16 protein-coding genes and 2 tRNA genes are annotated in these 19870 nt (G+C 58.0%); 17 read left to right on the forward strand and 1 reads right to left on the reverse strand.

All coding sequences use genetic code 11. The features are described 5' to 3' along the window. The first annotated feature begins 6 nt into the window (after positions 1-6). From ACTQXM_RS07510 to ACTQXM_RS07520, 3 genes are read left to right on the forward strand one after another with little or no spacing between them, the layout of a single operon-like run. Positions 7-810 (forward strand): TlyA family RNA methyltransferase, encoded by an 804-nt coding sequence (locus ACTQXM_RS07510; protein ID WP_441537476.1) that lies wholly within the window; start codon positions 7-9, stop codon positions 808-810. Further along, the gene (locus ACTQXM_RS07515; RefSeq protein ID WP_427728169.1) at positions 807-1667 is read left to right on the forward strand and encodes an NAD(+)/NADH kinase; all 861 of its coding nucleotides are present in this window, start codon (positions 807-809) and stop codon (positions 1665-1667) included. The genes ACTQXM_RS07510 and ACTQXM_RS07515 overlap by 4 nt, the downstream gene beginning before the upstream one ends. Then, the gene (locus ACTQXM_RS07520; protein ID WP_441537468.1) at positions 1657-3285 is read left to right on the forward strand and encodes a DNA repair protein RecN; all 1629 of its coding nucleotides are present in this window, start codon (positions 1657-1659) and stop codon (positions 3283-3285) included. The genes ACTQXM_RS07515 and ACTQXM_RS07520 overlap by 11 nt, the downstream gene beginning before the upstream one ends. A 220-nt stretch (positions 3286-3505) precedes the next feature. Here ACTQXM_RS07520 and ACTQXM_RS07525 read toward each other — a convergent pair whose 3' ends face one another. Next, entirely contained in the window at positions 3506-4363 is an 858-nt protein-coding gene (locus ACTQXM_RS07525; RefSeq protein ID WP_441537469.1) for a MurR/RpiR family transcriptional regulator, read from the reverse strand. A gap of 271 nt (positions 4364-4634) precedes the next feature. On the opposite strand from ACTQXM_RS07525, the gene ACTQXM_RS07530 reads away from it, so the two are divergent. The 14 genes from ACTQXM_RS07530 (at position 4635) to ACTQXM_RS07595 (ending at position 19682) form a co-directional block, all read left to right on the forward strand. After that, positions 4635-6644 (forward strand): fructose-specific PTS transporter subunit EIIC, encoded by a 2010-nt coding sequence (locus tag ACTQXM_RS07530; protein WP_441537470.1) that lies wholly within the window; start codon positions 4635-4637, stop codon positions 6642-6644. A 505-nt stretch (positions 6645-7149) separates the two neighbouring features. After that, entirely contained in the window at positions 7150-7413 is a 264-nt protein-coding gene (locus ACTQXM_RS07535; protein ID WP_022094575.1) for an HPr family phosphocarrier protein, read from the forward strand. 133 nt (positions 7414-7546) lie between these two features. Further along, positions 7547-9250 carry a phosphoenolpyruvate--protein phosphotransferase gene (gene ptsP / locus ACTQXM_RS07540; protein ID WP_441537471.1) on the forward strand — a complete coding sequence of 568 codons (1704 nt, stop codon included), beginning with the start codon at positions 7547-7549 and terminating at the stop codon, positions 9248-9250. A 74-nt stretch (positions 9251-9324) separates the two neighbouring features. After that, on the forward strand, positions 9325-10257 hold the full coding sequence (locus tag ACTQXM_RS07545; RefSeq protein WP_154515554.1) for a 1-phosphofructokinase family hexose kinase: 933 nt from the start codon (positions 9325-9327) through the stop codon (positions 10255-10257). A 227-nt stretch (positions 10258-10484) separates the two neighbouring features. Next, complete coding sequence (locus tag ACTQXM_RS07550; protein ID WP_441537472.1) at positions 10485-11417, forward strand: 1-phosphofructokinase family hexose kinase; 933 nt, start codon at positions 10485-10487, stop codon at positions 11415-11417. Between the two features lie 192 nt (positions 11418-11609). Then, on the forward strand, positions 11610-13004 hold the full coding sequence (locus tag ACTQXM_RS07555) for a CCA tRNA nucleotidyltransferase (protein WP_441537473.1): 1395 nt from the start codon (positions 11610-11612) through the stop codon (positions 13002-13004). Between the two features lie 226 nt (positions 13005-13230). Beyond that, positions 13231-13307 (forward strand) — tRNA-Glu (locus ACTQXM_RS07560). Between the two features lie 22 nt (positions 13308-13329). Further along, positions 13330-13406 (forward strand) — tRNA-Glu (locus ACTQXM_RS07565). A 151-nt stretch (positions 13407-13557) separates the two neighbouring features. Further along, positions 13558-14850: a lysylphosphatidylglycerol synthase transmembrane domain-containing protein gene (locus tag ACTQXM_RS07570; RefSeq protein ID WP_154515563.1), complete on the forward strand. Its 1293-nt coding sequence runs from the start codon at positions 13558-13560 to the stop codon at positions 14848-14850. 136 nt (positions 14851-14986) lie between these two features. Further along, positions 14987-15598: a TetR/AcrR family transcriptional regulator gene (locus ACTQXM_RS07575; RefSeq protein ID WP_154515566.1), complete on the forward strand. Its 612-nt coding sequence runs from the start codon at positions 14987-14989 to the stop codon at positions 15596-15598. A gap of 194 nt (positions 15599-15792) precedes the next feature. Next, entirely contained in the window at positions 15793-17454 is a 1662-nt protein-coding gene (locus tag ACTQXM_RS07580) for a sensor domain-containing diguanylate cyclase (protein ID WP_441547635.1), read from the forward strand. A gap of 178 nt (positions 17455-17632) precedes the next feature. After that, positions 17633-18043 (forward strand): hypothetical protein, encoded by a 411-nt coding sequence (locus ACTQXM_RS07585; protein WP_441547636.1) that lies wholly within the window; start codon positions 17633-17635, stop codon positions 18041-18043. Beyond that, the gene (locus ACTQXM_RS07590) at positions 17989-19284 is read left to right on the forward strand and encodes an MSCRAMM family protein (RefSeq protein ID WP_441537475.1); all 1296 of its coding nucleotides are present in this window, start codon (positions 17989-17991) and stop codon (positions 19282-19284) included. Before ACTQXM_RS07585 ends, ACTQXM_RS07590 begins: the two co-directional genes overlap by 55 nt. 254 nt (positions 19285-19538) lie before the next feature. Further along, the gene (locus tag ACTQXM_RS07595; RefSeq protein ID WP_441048789.1) at positions 19539-19682 is read left to right on the forward strand and encodes a hypothetical protein; all 144 of its coding nucleotides are present in this window, start codon (positions 19539-19541) and stop codon (positions 19680-19682) included. Positions 19683-19870 lie beyond the last annotated feature (188 nt).

Below are 19870 nucleotides of genomic sequence, written 5' to 3' on the forward strand. Positions count from 1 at the left end.
GCATTCATGAAACGCGTGCGTCTCGATGACGAACTGATTTCACAGGGCATCTGCGCCGGCCGCGCGGATGCCCTTCGCACTCTTATGGCCGGCTTGGTCTCGAGTTGCGGCGAGCGTTTGACCTCGCCGGGCCTTAAGGTGACGCCCGGTCTGCCCCTGCACGTGAAGGGCCGTATTCCCTACGTGGGGCGCGGCGGGCTCAAGCTCGAGGGCGCGCTCGATGCGTTTGGGATCGATCCCATGGGACTTGCTTGCCTCGATGTGGGCTGCTCCACGGGCGGCTTTACCGATTGCCTGCTCAAGCGTGGCGCCGCAACGGTCGTTTCGGTCGATGTGGGTCGCGCTCAGTTTGATTGGTCGCTGCGCCAAGACGAGCGCGTGAGGCTCCATGAGCGCACCAACGTGACACAACTGCCCGAGCTTGGCTACGGCGGCGCTATCGACTTGGCTGTCTGCGATGTGTCGTTTACGAGTATCGCGAATATCATCGACGCCGTGTTGGCGTGCCTGAAGCCTTTGGGTTCGTTCTGCACGCTCGTAAAGCCGCAGTTTGAGGCGCCGGCTGCGCTGGTGGGCGAGGGCGGTATCGTGACCGATCCCTCCGTCCGCCGCGATACGCTTGTGGCGGCGATTGAGCTCTTTGCCGCCAAGGGCCTGTTTCCGCTCGACGTGTGCGTGTCGCCCATCCATGGCGCCAAGGGCAACGTCGAATTTTTCCTGTACGGCACGAGGTTTGCCTCTGGCGAGCGTGCCGACGATGAGCTGCAATCACAGGTAACGGCTTTGAGCGAGAAAGCTGCAACGCTATGAAGGTCTTTCTGGTTCCCAATTACTACAAGCAAGAGGCGGTCGAGAGCGGCCTAATGCTCGAGCTTTGGCTTTCGCGCCAGGGCTACGAGGTCGCATGGGCTGCCGATCAGCGTTCCAAGATCCAGCGTGCGCCCGATGTTGACGATGCCGACCTGGTCATTACGCTCGGCGGCGACGGCACGCTGTTGCGTGCCGCCCGCATTCTCAACTACCGCGAGATCCCCATTCTGGGCCTTTCCTATGGTCATTTGGGTTTTTTGACGGCTGCGAGCCCCGAGGATCGCGATATTTTGCAGGTCGTGAGCGATGCCCTTTCCGGTGAGCTCCATGTGAGTCGCCGCGCCACCCTCGCCGCGGATATCGTTTCGGTGCGCGAAGATGGCACGAAGGATGTCGTGCGCACGTTTGCCCTTAACGATATGGCGCTTACGCGCGGGCCCCTGTCCGATATGGTTGAGTTCGACATCACGGTGTCCGGCCATCATATCGACCGCCTGCGCGGTGACGGCGTCGTCGTTTCGACAGCGACCGGTTCCACCGGCTATGCGCTTTCCGCCGGCGGCCCCATCGTCAGTCCCGATTACACGGGCATGGTTTGCGTGCCCATCGCCCCACATACCATTCAGGCCCGCGCCTTTTTGACCTCGCCAAGCGATGTCGTTGAGATCTTTATGTCCGATGACCGCCCGAGCGTGCCTGCGATCGCCATCGATGGACAGTTTATCACCTGCGATGGCACGGTCGAGAGCGTGGCTGTGCGTCGCGGTCCCGGCGATGTTCTGCTGCTGGATTACGGCCCCGAGAGCTTCTATAACTCGGTGAGCCGCGTGTTCTACGGAGTTCGTCATGATCGATGAGCTGCAGGTTTCCAACATTGCCCTCATTCGCGAGGCGACGTTGGTTCCGAGCGCGGGCTTAACGGTTCTGACCGGCGAGACCGGCGCCGGTAAGACTGCGTTGCTCTCGGCGCTTAAGCTCATTCTGGGCGAGCGCGCGGATTCGTCGACGGTGCGCGAGGGCGAGACGCTTGCCAACGTCGAGGCGCGCCTGTTTGACGGCCCGCACGACACGGAGGGCTTCACCGTTCAGCGCAGCCTTTCTGCCGAGGGTCGCAGCCGCGTAAAAATTGACGGCCGCATCGCCAGCGTGCGTGAGCTTTCCGAGCGCGTCGGCGTGATGATGGATCTTTGCGGCCAGCACGAGCACCAGCGCCTCCTCGACCCGGCGCATCATGTTGCCATGGTCGATGCATGGGCGGGGCGCCCGGCGCTCGAGGCGCTCGATCGCTATCGTGCTTGCCTTAAGGCATCTCGCGCAGCTGCCAAAGAGGTCCGTCGCGTCGAAGAGGCCTCGCGTGCGCAGGGGAGTCGTGTCGAGGAGGCGCGCTTCGCTCTGGAGCGCATCGCCGAGGTCGACCCCAAGCCGGGTGAGTATGAGGAGCTCGAGGAGCTGCTGCCGCGCTCCGAGCATGCCGAGGTGTTGGTGGCAACGGCCAACGATGCCCATGCGTCGCTTGCTGCCGAAGGGGGAGCACTCGATGCCGTGAACAGTGCCGTCGCGGAGCTTTCGCGTATGGCTACTGTCGATCGCAAGTTGGGTGATATCGCCGATGCGCTTTCGGATGCCTGCATCTCGCTCGAGGATTGTGCCAACGAGCTGCGTGCCTATCGAGATGGGGTCGCCTTCGACCCGCGCGAGCTGGCTCGTATGCGCGAGCGGTATTCCGACCTTAAGGGACTTTTGCGTCAGTGGGGTCCCACCATGGACGACGTGTTTGCCATGCGCGATAGCTCGCGAGAGCTGTTGTCGCTGGTAGACGATGGTGATGAGCGGATTAAGAAGGCGCGCGAAGCGCTTGGCGCGGCAGAGCGCGAACTGTTCGCCGCCGCCAAGGCACTTAAGCGTGCACGCAATACGGCAGCCCCGCACTTTTGCCACGCGGTTGGCCGTCAGATGGCGCGCCTGGAGATGGGCGGCGCCGAGCTCGTTTGGGACTCGCGCGATCTTCCGCGCGCCGAGTGGACGCCGGCGGGTCCTTCGAGCTACGAGCTTTTGTATCGTAGCGGTGCCGGATTGACGCCGCGCCCCCTGCGCCGCATTGCGTCTGGTGGCGAGCTGAGCCGTGTCATGTTGGCGAGCAAGGTTGTTTTGGGTAACGCGGACGGCGTGGATACGTTGGTGTTCGACGAGGTCGATGCCGGTGTTGGCGGCTCTACTGCACGCGCCCTTGCGAGCGTTCTGGCAGATCTTGCCGCAACGCATCAGGTGATTGTCGTAACGCACCTGGCGCAGGTCGCCGTCATGGCCGACAAACATTACGTGGTGAGCAAAGAGCCGGGCGACGTTCCCCAAACCCATCTGGATGAGGTGGCCGGGGACGCCCGTACCGCAGAGATCGCCCGTATGCTGAGCGGCGATCAATCGGAGGCAAGCTTGGCGCACGCTAAGCAGATGCTCGAGGAAGCGCGTGCTTAGGCCGAGCCGTTACATGTATGTTCGACCCGGCCGCCACGAAACCGGACCATCTACTACGTTTAATAGGCTATCGGCAACCACGCCTTGAATTGCAAAAAGAAAACCGCAGGTAGAACGCCTGCGGTTTTTCTATTTTCGGTATGTGGTTGGGCCATACTGATAAAACGTAGTAGATGGGCCGGTTTCGTGGCGAGTGGCGTTTGTCGGCTCGCCAAAATTTCTATTCCACGACCTTATCCGGCTGGATAAGCTCCTCGTAGTAGCTGATGTGCTCTCGGGCGTCCTCGATTTCGGGCAGCAGGAAGTTGTAGATAACCTCGATGATCATCGTGGCGCTGATCTTGGAGAACGCAAAGTCGCCCGTGGTGAGCAGCGCCTCGTGGTTCACGGTATTAAAGGTGTAGTCGGCTAGGCGAGCAAGCGGAGACTTGCTGTCGCTGCTGATGACGACTACGGTGGCACCACAGCCTCGAGCCGCTTTTGCCATGCGATTCAGTCGACGCGACTTGCCAGAGTTCGAGATCAGCACGATAACGTCGCCGGGGCGTAACGTGAGCGCAAAGCCGATTGATGTCTCGCTGATGGTGCTTGACATACAGCGAAGGCCCAGTTGTGAAAACTTAAACGTCGCGTCGAGCGCAACGGCGTTGGTATTACCTACGGCTGCAAACTCGATAGCCCCTGCGTTCTTAAACGCGTGCACGACGGCTGCCAGTGTATCGTGATCAATGCCATCGATGGTCGCATTGAGTTCACTGACCTTTGCGGCGAGGATGTTTTTGAGGCTCTGCTCCATATTATCGAGCGAGACCTCGTCCGTGAGGCCCTCGTTGCGCTGGCTCTCCAGGTCGCGCGCCAGCGAAAACTGAAAGCTGCGAAAGCTTCCAAAGCCCAGCTTGCGGCAGAAGCGCGAGACGGTGGCCTCGGAGGTTGCGGCGGCGCGCGAGAGTTGCGCGGCTGTTAGGCGCGGTGCCTCGGACTGGTGCTCTAGGATATAGTCGACAATGCGCTGCTCGGACTCGCTGTATCCCTTGTGCGTGCTAATAAGGGAGAGTGCGCTCTTGCTGCTATCGGACATGGATGACTCCTGGTTGGCATTAAAAGCTGTCTTGTTGTGTGCCGCTCTAGTATACGGGGATTTCAATTACAAGATACACCTTGCTGTTTCAAAAGTTGATGGTAAACTTTCATCGACCGTTTGCGGTTGTGAAAGAACCTTTCACCGGAGAAATAGGCTGGATTGCTTCTCATATAAACGGTGGCTTGGTATCTTTCAGGAGTTGAAAAACGCGCACTGTAGCGCGTGTAGGGGAGCGCCCGCGGGCGCAGTACTCAAGAAGGAGGGACACATGGCTAAGTTTGACATCATCGCCGCCACCGGTTGCCCGACCGGCATCGCGCACACCTTCATGGCGAAGGAGGCGCTGGAGAAGGCAGCTGCCGAGCGCGGTCTGACCATTAAGGTCGAGACTCATGGCCAGGTCGGTGTCGAGAACGAACTCACGAAGGGTGAGATCGCCGGTGCTAAGGCCGTCGTCGTCGCAGCCGATAAGGATGTCCAGGCGGAGCGTTTCGCCGGTAAGCCCATGGTTTCCGTCGGTGTTTCCAAGGCCCTGTCCGTCGAGGCTGCCGGCAAGCTGATTGACCGTGCTCTCGCCGCCAAGGGCGACGACACGGTTGCGGCTGCTGCCGATGTCGAGGATGAGGTCGAGGAGAAGGAGTCCATCGGTCACATCATCTATAAGCACCTCATGAACGGCGTCAGCCACATGCTGGTCTTCGTCGTTGCCGGTGGTGTTCTGACCGCCGTTTCGTTCCTGTGGGGCATCACGTCCTTCGACTCGACGGCTGCCGACTACAACAGCTTTGCCGCTATGCTCAAGATCATCGGCGGCATCGCCATGAACCTCATGGTTCCCGTGCTTTCCGCCTATATCGCCGAGTCCATCGGCAAGCGCCCGGCGCTCGTTCCCGGCTTTGTCGCCGGTATGATCGCCATCCAGGGCCTGCCCGTTAATGCCGAGACCGGCATGATCGATGCCGGCGGTGCCGGCGTGGGCTTCGGCTTCCTGGGCGGCATCGTCGGCGGCTTCCTCTCTGGCTATGTCATCCTGCTGCTCGAGAAGGTTTTTGCCAAGCTGCCCAAGAACCTGGACGGCCTCAAGGCTATCTTCCTGTACCCGCTGTTCTCGACCGCCATCGTCGGCCTGGTCATGCTCGGCATCTCCGGCCCCATGGCCGCCATTAACACCGCCATGATGGACTTCCTCAAGGGTCTGTCTGCCTCTGGCGCTGTTGTCCTGGGTCTTGCCATTGGCTGCATGTGCGCCTTTGATATGGGCGGCCCGGTCAACAAGGCTGCTTACGTCACCGGTACCGCTATGCTCACCGAGGCCCTGGCTGCCGGTGTCGGCACCGACACCTATAACTTCGGCACCAACTTCATGGCTGCCGTCTCCGCCGCCTGCATCGTTCCGCCGCTGATCACCACCTTCGCCGTTATCGTCGGCAAGAAGTACTTCAGCCAGGAGGATCATGACGCCGGTATCGTCAACCTCATCCTTGGTTGCACCCACATCACCGAGGGCGCCATTCCGTTCATGACCAAGAACATCTGGCCCGTCATGCCCATCATGATGCTCGGTTCCTCCATCGCCTCGATCCTGACCATTATGTTCAACGTCCACGATCCGGCGCCTCACGGTGGTTTCCTGGTCCTGCCCGTTGTCGAGAACGGTCCGCTGTGGGTCCTCGCGATCCTCATCGGCGCCGTGGTCGGTGGCATCCTGTTCGTTGCTTTCAAGAAGTATGACTTCGAGAAGAAACAGAAGGCCGCTCCCGCCGCTGCCGCTGAGCCGGTCGAGGCTCCCAAGGCCGCTGCCGTCGAGGCCCCCAAGGCTGAGGCTTCCGACTTCGTGAAGGTCGAGAACGTTTTTGTCGCCGAGGATTTTGCTTCTCGTGACGAGGCCCTGAGCTTTGTCTCCAACCAGGCTGTCAAGGCCGGTATCGCTGACGACGCCGACGCCGTAATGAACGCCTTCCTGGCCCGCGAGGCCGAGGGCACCACGGGCATGATGGAGGGCTTCGCTATTCCGCATGCCAAGTCTGATGCCATTACCGAGGCCGCCGTCATCGTCGTCAAGGACGACTCTGGCGTGACCGGTTGGGACACCATGGACGGCGCTCCTGTCAACGTGGCTATTGCCCTGCTCATCCCCGGTGCCCAGGCCGGCACCACGCACCTCAAGATCCTGTCCAAGGTCGCCGAGGCGCTCATGGACGAGGGCTTCCGTGCCACCGTTAAGGGTTCCACCGACGTTGCCGAGATCGCTAAGACGATCAACGCCCGTCTGGTCTAATCCCGCAGCTTGCGAATAACATCGCCCCCTGTATATAAGGCGGAGACTCCATCAGGGGTCCCCGCCTTTTTCAAGTAAACCGGTACTGAGGGACATTTCCTTCCTGCCGATAGTTCGGGATACTCCTCAGTTCACAAGAGGGCATAGATAGCCCCATCAACCAGATCAACCAGGCGAACAAAAACTCAGCCAAAATTTCTTTCGCACGATATTGCTCTGGACCGACCGAGTTTCCGCAGCTCGGCTGCCAGGCGGGGCGGTTAAGTTTGTCGCGAGTTCCGCACGCAAAGGAAAGCACTTAATGTGCTTTCCGTCTTGCGCAGGACTGTAGAGCAGCAAACTTAACCGCCCCGTCCGGCAGGCGAGCGTGCAGGAACGACATCTGTCCAACAATTCGTGCGAAACATAATGAAAAACCGTTTGATGTGAGTTAATATAATCAACGTCGTGAATATGGCTCCTGTCGCATTGCTGATAGGGGTTAAACACAAATAAGGAGTCAATTATGGTTTCTGAGAAGGCTACCCTCGTTAATCCTCAGGGTCTTCACATGCGTCCGGCTGGCCTCTTCGCCTCCACCATGGGCAAGTATGCCTGCGACGTGACGGTCGTCACCCCCGAGAAGGAGGTCAACGGCAAGTCCCCGATGGCCCTCATGGCTGCCGGCATCCCCTGCGGCACCGAGGTCGAGGTCAAGTGCGACGGCGCTGACGAGGCCGAGGCTCTGGCTGCTGCCATCGAGCTCATCAAGAGCGGTCTTGGCGAGTAGAACTCAAACGGGTCGCATGTTGAACAACTAAGTTCATATTTGGGGGCGCAGTGACCTGTTTAAAGGGAACTGCGCTCTTTTGTCATGGATATGGCAAAACGCTTTATCACATGACACGGAGAGAGGAATAGGAATGTATCAGGGAGTCAACGCTTCCGAGGGCATCGGTATCGGCACCGTCATGGTTGCCGTCGAACCCGACTTGACGTTTGAGCCGCACGAGGTTGCTGATTCGGCAGCAGAGAAGGAGCGCTACCAGACCGCTCTTTCGGTCTTCTGCGAGAAGACCCAGGCTCAGGCCGACCACATGAAGGAGACGGTGGGCGAGGCCGAGGCCGAAATCATGAGCGGACACATTGTCCTGGCTCAGGACCCGGGCATGACCGACGCCATCAACGCCGCCATTGACGGCGGCACCTGCGCCGAGCAGGCGCTCATGGACACCTCGACCATGTTTGAGAACATGTTCCTGTCCATGGACGATGAGATGTTCCGCCTGCGCGCGGCAGACATCGCCGACATCCGCACCGGTATTCTGGCCGAGCTTTTGGGCAAGGAGGTCGTCGATCTCTCCGTCCTGCCCGAAAACACTGTTGTTGTCGTGCACGACCTTACGCCGTCCATGACCGCCACGATCGATAAGGCTCACGTTGCCGGTATCGTCACCGAGACCGGTGGCCGCACGTCGCACTCCGCGATCATCGCCCGCGCCCTCGAGATTCCGGCTGTCCTTTCGGTTGCCAACAGCTGCACCGCGCTGCGCAACGGCATGACCGTTGTCGTCGACGGTGGCAAGGGTATCGTCGAGGCCGATCCCGACGAGAAGACGCTTGCCGCCTACACTGCCAAGGCCGAGGCTTTCGCTGCCGAGAAGGCAGCCCTCGAGGCTTTCCGTGGCAAGCCGTCCGTGACTGCCGATGGCATCAAGAAGATCATTGCCTGCAACATCGGTAACCCCGATGACGTGCCCAACGCGCTCGATCACGACGCCGAGGCCATTGGCCTGTTCCGCTCCGAGTTCCTGTTCATGGATTCCGCCGAACTTCCTTCCGAGGAGGAGCAGTTCAACGCCTATCGCAAGGTTGCCAGCGCGCTCAATGGCGCTCCGGTCATCATCCGCACGCTCGACGTGGGTGGCGACAAAGAGATCCCGTACCTGCACATGGTCAAGGAAGAGAACCCCTTCATGGGCTTCCGTGCCGTGCGTTACTGCCTGGCCAACCCCGACCAGTACAAGGTACAGCTCCGCGCTCTGCTGCGCGCCAGCGCCTTCGGTGATGTCAAGATCATGATCCCGCTCGTCACTTGCGTCGAGGAGGTCTTGGCCGTTAAGGAGCTCGTCGAGGAGTGCAAGTCCGAGCTGACCGAAGAGGGCCGCAAGTTCAACGAGAACATCGAGGTCGGCATTATGGTCGAGACGCCTGCCGCATCGCTCATCGCTGACCGCCTGGCCGAGGTCGCCGACTTCTTCTCGATCGGCACCAACGACCTGATCGGCTACACCATGTGTGCCGACCGTGGTAACGACACCATTTCTAACCTGTACCAGGTGTACTATCCCGCCGTGCTTCGCTCGCTCAAGAACATCATCGAGAGCGGCGTCAAGGCTGGCATCATGGTCGGTATGTGCGGCGAGGCCGCTGCCGATCCGCTGCTTGAGCCGCTGCTGATCAGCTGGGGCCTCGAGGAGTTCTCGATGAGTGCTCCGTCTATCCTTCGCGCCCGCAAGACCATCAGCCAGTGGACCAAGGCCGAGTGCGACGATCTCGCCGAGAAGGCGCTCGCCTGCACCACTGCCGAAGAGGTCAAGGCGCTGCTTGAGGCCGCCGCTCGCTAATTTGGTATCAGAGGTAACCGCGTGGTTGGAATGGGCTGGCCGCGCGGCCCTCAAATATACAGGGGGTACTGTAAATGTTCTACACGCTAACCGCTAACCCGGCTGTCGACATGACGGTTTCGAGCTCTCCGCTCGAGCCCGACGAGAACGTCCGCACCGGCTCGGCCAGCTACACGGCTAACGGCAAGGGCCTCGACGTGTCCTTCGCCTTTAAGAAGATGGGCGTCGACACCGTCGCGCTCGGCTTCTTCGCCGGCTTCACGGGCAAGTTCATCGTCGAGGAGGTTATGAACCTGGGTTGCCTGTGCCGCCCGGTTTGGACCGACGGCATCACGCGTATCAACACCTATGTCAACGATGGCCAGCACGAGTACGGCATCCTTAACCCCGGCGCCCCGATTACGCCGGAGCACCAGAAGGAGCTCTACAACATCCTGGACACCGCGGGCGATCTTGAGTGCCTGATCGTCTCTGGTTCCGTGCCTCCCAAAGCTACGCCCGACTTCCTGGCTCAGGTCATGGATCACGCTCAGGCTCGTGGCGCCGACGTCGTCCTGGACCTGTCTTCCGACAAGCTCAAGGAGCTCGCTCACAAGAAGCCGCTGCTCATCAAGCCGAACCATCACGAGATGAAGGCCATCTTTGGCGTGCCGGTCGACACCGACGACGAGGTCCGCGTTGCTATGAAGATGGCTCACGATGCCGGCGTCCAGAACGTGCTGCTCACCCGTGGTAGCCGCGGCGACGCTTACTTCTCCAACGGCGAGGACATCTGGTACGCTAAGCGTGAGTTCAACATCAAGCTGGTCTCTTCCGTCTGCGCCGGCGACTGCACGCTCGCTGCGTTCCTGCACAAGTGGTACAGGGATCGCGATAACGTCGAGGAGGCCATGAAGCTCGCTATGGCCACCGGCGCCAACGTTGCCGAGTCCGTGGGCATCGGCGACTTCGGTCACGTCGATGAGTATAGTAAGCGCGTTGCTGTCCGCAAGCTCGATCGCAAGTAAGCGAAACGCTACATATTCGTGGCTATATGGCGCCCCGGTTTAAGCCGGGGCGCTTATTTGTAAATTGCAAATGAGCTTCAGGGCAAGCACTCCTGATTTTTTTGCCCCGCCTTGCTGCTTTTCTGTCGACCTGCACGCGTTCTACACCGTTCGCCGAGTTGCTATGGTCTTTTCACAAGACGTGGAATATACTTTCATTATCACGTTGCTTTGTGAAAGGAACATTCATGATTTACACGCTCACTGCAAATCCCGCCATTGATTACAACATTTCCTGCGACGGACTTTCCGCCAACACCGTCACCCGCACGCGCAACGCGGTCTATACGCCCAATGGCAAGGGTCTCAACGTCTCGTTCACCCTCGATCACTACGGTGTCGACACCACGATCCTGGGCTTTTTTGCCGGCTTCTCAGGCGAGTATATCGTCAAGGGCGCCGAGGCCCTGGGTGTGCCCGTCAAGCCCGTGTGGACTGACGGCATCACGCGCGTCAACGTTTTCCTCAACGCTGGTCCCGATACCGAGTACAACATGGTCAATGCAGGCGCTGCCATCAATGCTGCCAACGAGCAGGAGATGTTTGAGCTCATCGACTCGCTCGACGACATGACCTGCCTGGTCATTAGCGGCTCGCTGCCCCCCAACACCTCCGAGGGTTTCCTGGCCGAGGTTCTTCGCCGTGTTAAGGCAAAGGGTGCCGAGTTCGTGCTCGATATTTCGAGCCATCAGCTGGCCGATCTTATTGCCATGGAGCCGTTGCTCATTAAGCCCAACGACGACGAGCTGCTCGACATCTTTGGCATTAAGGTGAGCGGTGGCGACGACGAGTCCGTTAAGTGCGCTATGGCTGAGCTGCACGCCAAGGGCGCTAAGAATGTGCTGCTGACCCTTGGTGGCGACGGCGCGTACTTCTCCAACGGCGAGCACATTTGGTTTGCCAAACGCACCTTTGAGGTCAAGCTGCTCTCGACGGTCTGCGCCGGCGATTCCTCGCTTGCCGCCTTCCTGTCCGTGTGGCATGATGCCCCCGAGTGCGTCGAGGACGCCCTGCGCCTCTCGATGGCAACCGGTGCCAACGTGGTCGAGTGCCCTGGTTTGGGCGATTTTGCCAAGGTGGACGAATATAAGAAGCACATCGACGTTCGCCGGGTCTGCTAACCGTTTAGACACATCGTTGCCGAACACCCGCTTTGGATCTCCGAGGCGGGTGTTTTTATCTGTTGGCCGCATGGGCTCTACTGTCTCGTTCGCGCGAATCGACGATGTGATTTCATGTGCGCTTACGCTTGTTTCTTGCTAGACTGCTTGAGAACCATCGTTTAACGCTCGCAAGCGAAGGAGGCCATAGGTATGTGTAATGTTTCGCTCAACGGTACGCAGCCCACAGATGCCTCCCTGCGTGTGCTACGTGCGCTTGAGGACGCCGGTCTCGAGGCCTGGTTCGTAGGCGGTTGGGTACGTGACGCCCTGATGGGACGTCCCAGCCACGATGTTGACATGTGCTGTAGCGGCCTGTGGCAAGAGTCCAAGGCGGCGCTCGAGGCAGCCGGCATTGCGGTAGTTGAGTCGGGCATAAAATTTGGCGGCATTACCGCCCTTTGTGACGATGAGCGTATTGAGGTCACGACGTATCGCCTGGACGGTTTTTACACCGATGGTCGCCATCCCCAGAGTGTGGAGCGTGCGGCGTCGCTTGAGGACGATCTGGCACGTCGTGACTTTACCGTTAACGCCATGGCTTGGCATCCCCAGCGCGGTCTTGTCGACCGTTATGATGGCCAGGGCGACCTGGAGCGTAAGCTGATTCGTGCCGTTGGAGATCCCAAGCGTCGCTTTAACGAGGATGCGCTTCGCATGCTGCGCGCCGTGCGTTTTGCCTGCCGTCTGGATTTTATGATCGAGCCTAAGACCAAACAGGCGCTTGCCGAGTGCTCGCCGCTGCTCGATGCCGTGGCATGCGAACGCGTGGGCATTGAGCTCGAGGGGATTCTATCGACCGGTCACGGGGGAGACGCGATGCTACGCTACCCTGAGCTTGTTTGCGCCGCCGTGCCCGAGCTTGCGCCGGCTCGTGGGTTTGACCAGCGCAGCGTCTACCACGCCTTTAATGTCTACGAGCATATCGCTCGCGTTTTGACGGTAGCGGGGGAGCTGGCACTGTGTGACGGCGTGGCGCCTTCGTCGAGCTTAATGTGGGCAGCGTTTTTGCACGATGTCTCCAAGCCCGATTGCTTTACGGTCGATCATGCGGGCAGCGGCCACTTTTACGGTCATCCTGAGCTTGGTGCCAAGAAAGCGCGCGCTATTATGGATCGCTTGGCGCTTTCGCACGATTTGGTTCGCGACGTGTGTCTGCTTATCAGGTATCACGATAAGCCGTTGCGCCCCGAGCGCTCTTGTTTGCTCAATATGATGCGCTCGCTTTCGGGTGAGGGCGTCGACACGCCGCGTTTGATTGACGAGCTTATGGACCTTAAGCGTGCCGATACGCTGGGTAAGGCACCGTCGTGCTTCTATTACGTCGAGACGATCGAGGAGATGCGTTCGCTCGCACACGAACTGTTGGAAGCGGGGGAGCCCTATACGCTTAAGATGCTTGGCATCAACGGAGGGGACCTGATTCGCGCCGGCGTCAAACCGGGGCCTGAGCTGGGACAGCTTCTCAACGTCGCCCTCGACGCCGTGATCGAGAAGAACATTCCCAACACCCGCGAGGCCCTTCTGTCCCACCTCAACCTGGGGTAGCTAATTTGGGACGGGGCTTTTTTAGCTACCCCCGCTGTCAATAGGACGAACAATCGTGATTCTGGCAGGGGTAGCTAAAAAAGCCCCGTCCCAAATTAGCTACCAGGTTGACCTGCTTGTTCCATAACCTCACGACAAAATTTGGCCAATTTGGAATTTCTTCTTGCGCTCGCGTTTTTTGTCCCGTAATATATGTCCTCGCAGCACGGCAGCGCAGATGTCATGTGGCCCGTTCGTCTAGCGGTTTAGGACGCCGCCCTCTCAAGGCGGAGATCACCAGTTCGAATCTGGTACGGGCTACCACTTCTTTTCTGCTGAGGCTTATGGCCCGTTCGTCTAGCGGTTTAGGACGCCGCCCTCTCAAGGCGGAGATCACCAGTTCGAATCTGGTACGGGCTACCAAGTTTTGGATACCCGACCTTCTTTTCGAAGGGCGGGTTTTTTATTACCTGCGGGCTTGTCTGTTAATCCCATTTGCCCCATAGCTTTACGTTTTGCTTGTCTCCCATACGGGTACAATAGGCCAGATACATTGACGGTCAGAAGGAGCCTCATGACGGAGTCCTCTCAGCATACCCCAAAGCCTCAAGTCGATGTTTCGGGCGGCGATGACAACAAGAGCGCACGTCGTGGTGCCATCTTTATTGGCATTGTGCTGGTGGGCTATATTGTCTATTTGGTCGTGACCGGTCAGATGGGTCAGTTCTGGGCCGCCATGGCTAGCGTTCAGGCGCCGTGGCTCGCTGCCGCGTGCTTCTGCATGTTCTTATACTTGTTTTTTGGCATCGTGGCGTACGCGATTGCCGTATGGCTCGATCCCAATTCGCCTGTCGGCATCCGCGACCTCATTTCGGTCGAGGCGAGCGGCATCTTCTTTGGCAACCTGACGCCCATGATGATGGGCTCCACGCCTGCCCAGATTTATCGCCTGACCAAAGCCGGGCAAAATGTGGGCGAAGCGGGTGCCACGCAGTTCACCCGCTTTATCGTGTACCAGTTTGGTTTGGTGGCATGGGGTGCCATTCTGCTGCTCGCCCGCATGCCGTTTTTCGCCGAGCGCTATGGCGACATGACGCTGCTTTGCGTCTTTAGTTTTGGCGGCCACTGCTGCATTCTTCTCGGCATCTTTGCCGTGGCGTTGATGCCCAAGACCGTCACGCGCGTCGCACATTGTATTATCAATTGGCTCGAGCGCATGGGCGTTTCCGCTACTAAGATCGAGGGCTGGCGCACCTTTGTCGATGGCGAGATCTACTCGTTCTCCGAGAAATTCAAACTCTCTGCCGGCCATTTTTCGTCCATGCTGCTCACGGTCGTCATCACCATGTTGCAGCTGGCGTTTTTCTACCTGGTTCCGTATTTTTTGATGCTTGCCTTTGGTCAGTACGACGTTGACTTTTTCTCGGTCATGGCGGCGAGTGCTTTTGTACAGCTGTTGAGTTCCGCCGTCCCGCTGCCTGGCGGCACCGGTGGTGCCGAGGGCGGCTTCGCGCTGTTCCTGGGTCACTTTTTTGGCACGGCAGCGACTGCCGGCTATCTGCTTTGGCGTCTGATCACCTTTATCGCGCCGACCATTTTGGCCGCCCCTCTTTTGGGCCTTAAGAGCGCTCATAACGAGAGTATCCATGCGCGCTGGGACCGTATGATGTGCAAGCTCGGGCGCACTCCTCAGAAGCCTTCTGCGTCCGTTAAGGCACATCCAACCTCTCAGGTTACCGTGGACCCCAATCAGCATGCTCAAAAGACTGCTGTGGCCTCTAAACCGGCACGGAAGACCTATGTTCGTCAGACTGGCGACGGTATCCGCGTTTCCCCTGCGGCGCTCAATAAAAAGAAGCGGCCCTAGAGCCCAGTTGGTGAGTCGTGCGTTCTTAATGATGCTCGTCATTGCGATGCTAGATGTAGGATAATCCTCTTACGTTGATTATCTCCCACTTGTACAGGAGCTATAGGTGGGCAGTTGACATGAAGGGGACACGTCTATGGCCACCACTAAACCGCGCCTTGACCGCCGCATCGTTCGCAGTCGCAATGCGATTCTTTCGGCGTTCGAGCGACTGCTGATGGAAAAGCCCCTCGCCGATATTACGGTGAGCGCCATCGCGCGCGAGGCAAATGTCGATCGTAAGACCTTCTACGTGCACTTTGGCACGGTGGACGGCTTGCTCGATGCCATTGCCGTGGATGTGGTCGAGATGATTGTCGACTCAGTCGAGAAGACGCTTTCCTCTATGGGCGGTAACACCAACGAACGAGCACTCGGAGCGGCGGCGACCTTCTTCAAAACCGTTAACGAGGCGCTGTGCAACAATTTGGTGCTCAATCGCCAGCTGATTGAAAACATTCCGCTCGACGACTTTATGGCTCGTCTTCGTGCGCCGCTCGAACATGAGATTGCCGAGCGCGATCTGCTGCCCCAAGGTCTCAAGGACGAGATGTTCGATTACTACCTGGCGTTTTTGCTGTCCGGTATTATCGGTATCTATCGCACGTGGGCATTATCCGACGGCTCGGTTCCCATCGAGCGCGTCTCGGCGGTCGCCAACGACCTGACCCTGAACGGCCTTTCGAGCCTAGAGACCCGTTTGTCTTAGTGCGGTATCCCCTGGAGCTCCCTTGCCGTTTAGGTCGTCTATCCGTAGTGTGATGCTCGATTGGTTGGGATGAATCTGAGTAAATACGCCCGGCGATATCCGAAAGATCGGTATCGGTTTTCTTGAATTATTGCGGGAGAGTGATAAAACCTAATTTAGGTTGTTTTGAACCTGGTGACTATGGCCTGATTCTGATGGATATTCAGATGTTTGTTATGGACGGGCAAAGTAGCAATAAAACAGAGATTGAAAAAATACGTATGAATAATATCGTTTCCTTGTTTATGTTTAGTCGTTGTGATTATGAGAAAGTAAAACAGGATGCATGGGAAGAAAACTGGAAAGCCATGCGGCTGTATTCTGTTGTGGCGCTTGTTGCCTTTGGAGTCATAACGCTGCTGAGTGCGGTTTCTCTGAGTATCGGAAAATATAAATGGGTGTATCTGGCCTATACGTTCCTTTCTTTGCTCTATTTTTGCATTTCTCGTTGTCAACTTAGAAGCTTCTTGGGGAAAGAGCTGGTTGTATACAGCTTTTTTGCCGCGCTGCTGCTGTTCGGCATTATTACGGGAACGCTGATTACGCCGGAGGAGCTCACGGTCAACTACATTGTGTTCATGATGGTAGCGCCGCTGCTGTTTACCGCTAGAGCGGCGGTCATGAACGGGCTGATCCTGAGCAGCATGTTGCTCTATACCGGACTTGCTTTCTTTGCGCAGCACAACCCAATTCTATCCAAAAACCTCGTGAATGTTATTTTGTACGGGGTGCTGAGCATGTTTCTGACTGCCACGATGATGCGAAGCAAGCTCCAGATAATTCTGTACCATAAGGAAATGGAAGCGTTGGAAGTCAGCAAGCGCGAATCGCAGGAACGACTCCTGAATTACGAGAGATTCCTCACGGACATGGTTCGGTATGCCGCTTCAGAAGCAACTCCGGACAAAGTGCTGAATCAACTGGTGGAGTATATCGGACAGCGTGTGACCGCCGATCGAGCGTACATCTTTGAACAGAATGACCGCGGAACGTTTGACAACACCTACGAGTGGTGCAAAGCGGGCGTACCCAAAGAAAAAGATAACCTGCAGGATGTGCCGTATGAAGGCATCATTGAAACATGGTTTGCACAATATCAAGAATCTAACAATGCCATCATCCTTGACATTGAAGAATGCAAAAAAACAAACGAAGCCATCTATGAACGGCTGAAACCTCAGGGTGTCAATACCCTTGTGACAGGGCCAATCAAAATCAACGGCAAGATGGTCGGATTCTACGGTGTGGACAATCCTCCCAAAGAGAAACTGCACGAGATCTCGAATGAGATGGATATGATCGAGTTTATGGTCTCTTTTATGATAAGACTGCGCGATAATGCGAATGCACTGGAGCACAGTGCGTTATATGACCAGCTTACAGATTGTAAAAACAGAAAAGCACTGGATTGGGCGTACACAGAAAAGCTGGAGAAGTACTTTCCCCTGGCGGTTGTCATGTGCGACCTAAATGGCCTAAAGGAAATAAATGACCAAAAGGGACATGACGCCGGTGATAAAGCCATTGTGCAGACCGCACAGACGCTGAAATCTGTGTTCGGAAAGCGTCATGTGTATCGGCTTGGCGGAGATGAGTTCATTGCGGTTCTGCCAAACATCACACATCCGGCGTTTCAGAAACTACTGGAAACGGCAAAAAGCCAACTGGGGGCTACCGCGTCCCTCGGTACGACGATAAGCGGCACAAAGGACACGGATTTTGAGTCGCTTCTGAAAGCCGCAGATGCGCAAATGTATGAAAACAAGAGGCAATACTACATCTCGGCAGGGAATGATCGGAGAAAGCACAGCTTGTGAGAGGGAAAAGCTGCGCATATAAACGTAAAACTGCACGGTATTTCACGACTTTGACCGCACAGGGCAGCACGGTTCGTGATGTCGCTTTCAAGCATATGGATGTTGCATTTAATCAGTCTGAAAATGCCCAGACGAGCATTTCGCCTGGGCAAGTAGTGCTCCGCCTTTCTTTAATCCTATGTTCGATTCCGCGCTCCTCAAAGACGAGGAGTCAACGCTTGACTGGGCGATACAACAGACGCAGACCGAGGGCGTGCGCACTTGCGAGCTCACTATTCCCGCGCGCTCCCATGTTGAGGGGCTTCTTGGGATTGATAGGGCCGATGCTTCCCTAACGGTTGCCGTCACTGCGGCGGGCACCTCTCAGGATCCGGTTTCTGCGGTGACCCCTGTGGATTCTTACGGCAGCAAGATCACGTTCACCACGTTTTGGGCCGATAACAACAACGCCAACCGCCCGTCCGCGCAGGCTCTCCAGAATCGAAACGAATACCGTGTGTTCTATTCTCTTGATGGCGGTAAGACCACTACCTGGTGGAGACGGGCGAGTCCGCGCTCACCAAGAAGCCCGGCGCGGCCGGCGCGGTGACCGAGTTCACGCTCGGTGGCAGCGATAGGGGAGAGACGAAGGCCGTCAAGGTCGAGAACGACGAGTTCAACGCGGGGCTCGCCATTGAGAAACGCGATGCCGCGACCGGATCTCCGGTCAACGGTGCGGGCTTCGAGCTCGTCTACACGCCGCTTGGCAAGACTGACTCCGTGACGATCTCCGGGCTTAAGACCGGCTGTTCATATGTGCTCGACGCGACGGGCACGCAAGTGGCGGCGCATTCCTCAAATGCGGACGGCTGCCTTAAGGTGACGGGCCTCAAGAAGGGCGGCTATCGGCTGATCGAGACGGTTTCCGCAACCGGCTATGCGCCGGTTGCGCCGGGCGGCTCGCTCGTGAGCTCGTTCGATGTGCTCGATGCTGCCAATGGGGTCGGCAACGTGCTCACCACGGCAGACAGCTCGGCTCCCGTCGTTACCAACGAGCCGCTGCTGGGTAGCGTGTCGATGCGCAAAGTCGACGAGGGCGGACAGCCCATTGCCGGCGCAACGTTTAAGCTGCAGCTCAAGAGCGGTTCGGACTGGGTCGATGTGGGCGATAGCCGCGCAACCGATACGGATGGCTCCATCGTGGCGACGGGTCTCGCTTGGGGCACCTATCGCTTTGTCGAAGTCGCCCCCGCGGCTGGCTATTACCTCGATCGCGAGGAAGTCGCTACAAACGAACTGACCGTTACGGCAGATAATGTGGCCGGTTCCATCGAGCTACCGCTCGACTGCGGCACAGTGACCAATACGGCTTTTGGCCTTAAGCTGCTCAAGCGTAATGGGTCCGGCGATGCGCTGCCCGGTGCGGTCTTTACTGTTGAAGGCCGGTTCGCCGACGGCTCCACTGTTGCCACGCTTGCTTGCGGCGACGATGGCATCGCCTCGCTTGGCTCGGCCCAGCTCGTGGCCGGGGAGACCTATACCGTGACGGAGACTGCGGCGCCTGCCGGTTACATGATCGGCGACGGCATCGCCTCGAGCGCGTCGTTCTCCTTCTCGGTTGCCGCGGACGGGTCTTGGTCCGCTGTGGGTGAGAGCAACCCCGCCGTCTGGTCCATGAGTGGCACGGGCACGCTTGAGCTTGCTGTGACCGATAAGGCCCATACGGTCTCGCGTTCCAAGGACGGCATGCCCGGCACGGGCGACAGTCTGTTTGCTGTCTCTGACGCGCTCGCAACGCTTGGTCTCATGGCGCTTGCCATTGGCTTGCGTCGCACGCGTCGACGCGGCTAGGCGGTAATTAATTACGCCAAGGCGGGGCATACGGTTCATCACCGTATGCCCCGCCTTTCTTGTCTGATGCGTCATCCCGCGTTAGCAGCTGCTCTTCGCCGCTCGTATCGCTCTCGCCCATGATGGTGCCGCCGATCGCGTCGAAAATGTTGGTGTAAGGGTGACACCCTAGCGCTCGTTTAACGAAGAACGGCCTTCGTCCTAGAATCTGAAATCACCACAACAACAGGTTCTAGGAAAGGACGAAGACCGCTATGGAAATCTTATCAGACCCGACGCCGGACATGCTCGCTATGCCCCGTTTCGACGACGGCGCCATCGATATGCAGGAGCTGCTTCGCAGACTCGCCGAGCAGGTCGATCGCGTCGAAAATGTTGGTGTAAGGGTGACACCCTAGCGCTCGTTTAACGAAGAACGGCCTTCGTCCTAGAATCTGAAATCACCACAACAACAGGTTCTAGGAAAGGACGAAGACCGCTATGGAAATCTTATCAGACCCGACGCCGGACATGCTCGCTATGCCCCGTTTCGACGACGGCGCCATCGATATGCAGGAGCTGCTTCGCAGACTCGCCGAGCAGGTCG

Origin of the sequence: Collinsella sp. LCP19S3_D3, from assembly GCF_052121455.1 — a bacterium.
Taxonomy (GTDB): Bacteria; Actinomycetota; Coriobacteriia; order Coriobacteriales; family Coriobacteriaceae; genus Collinsella.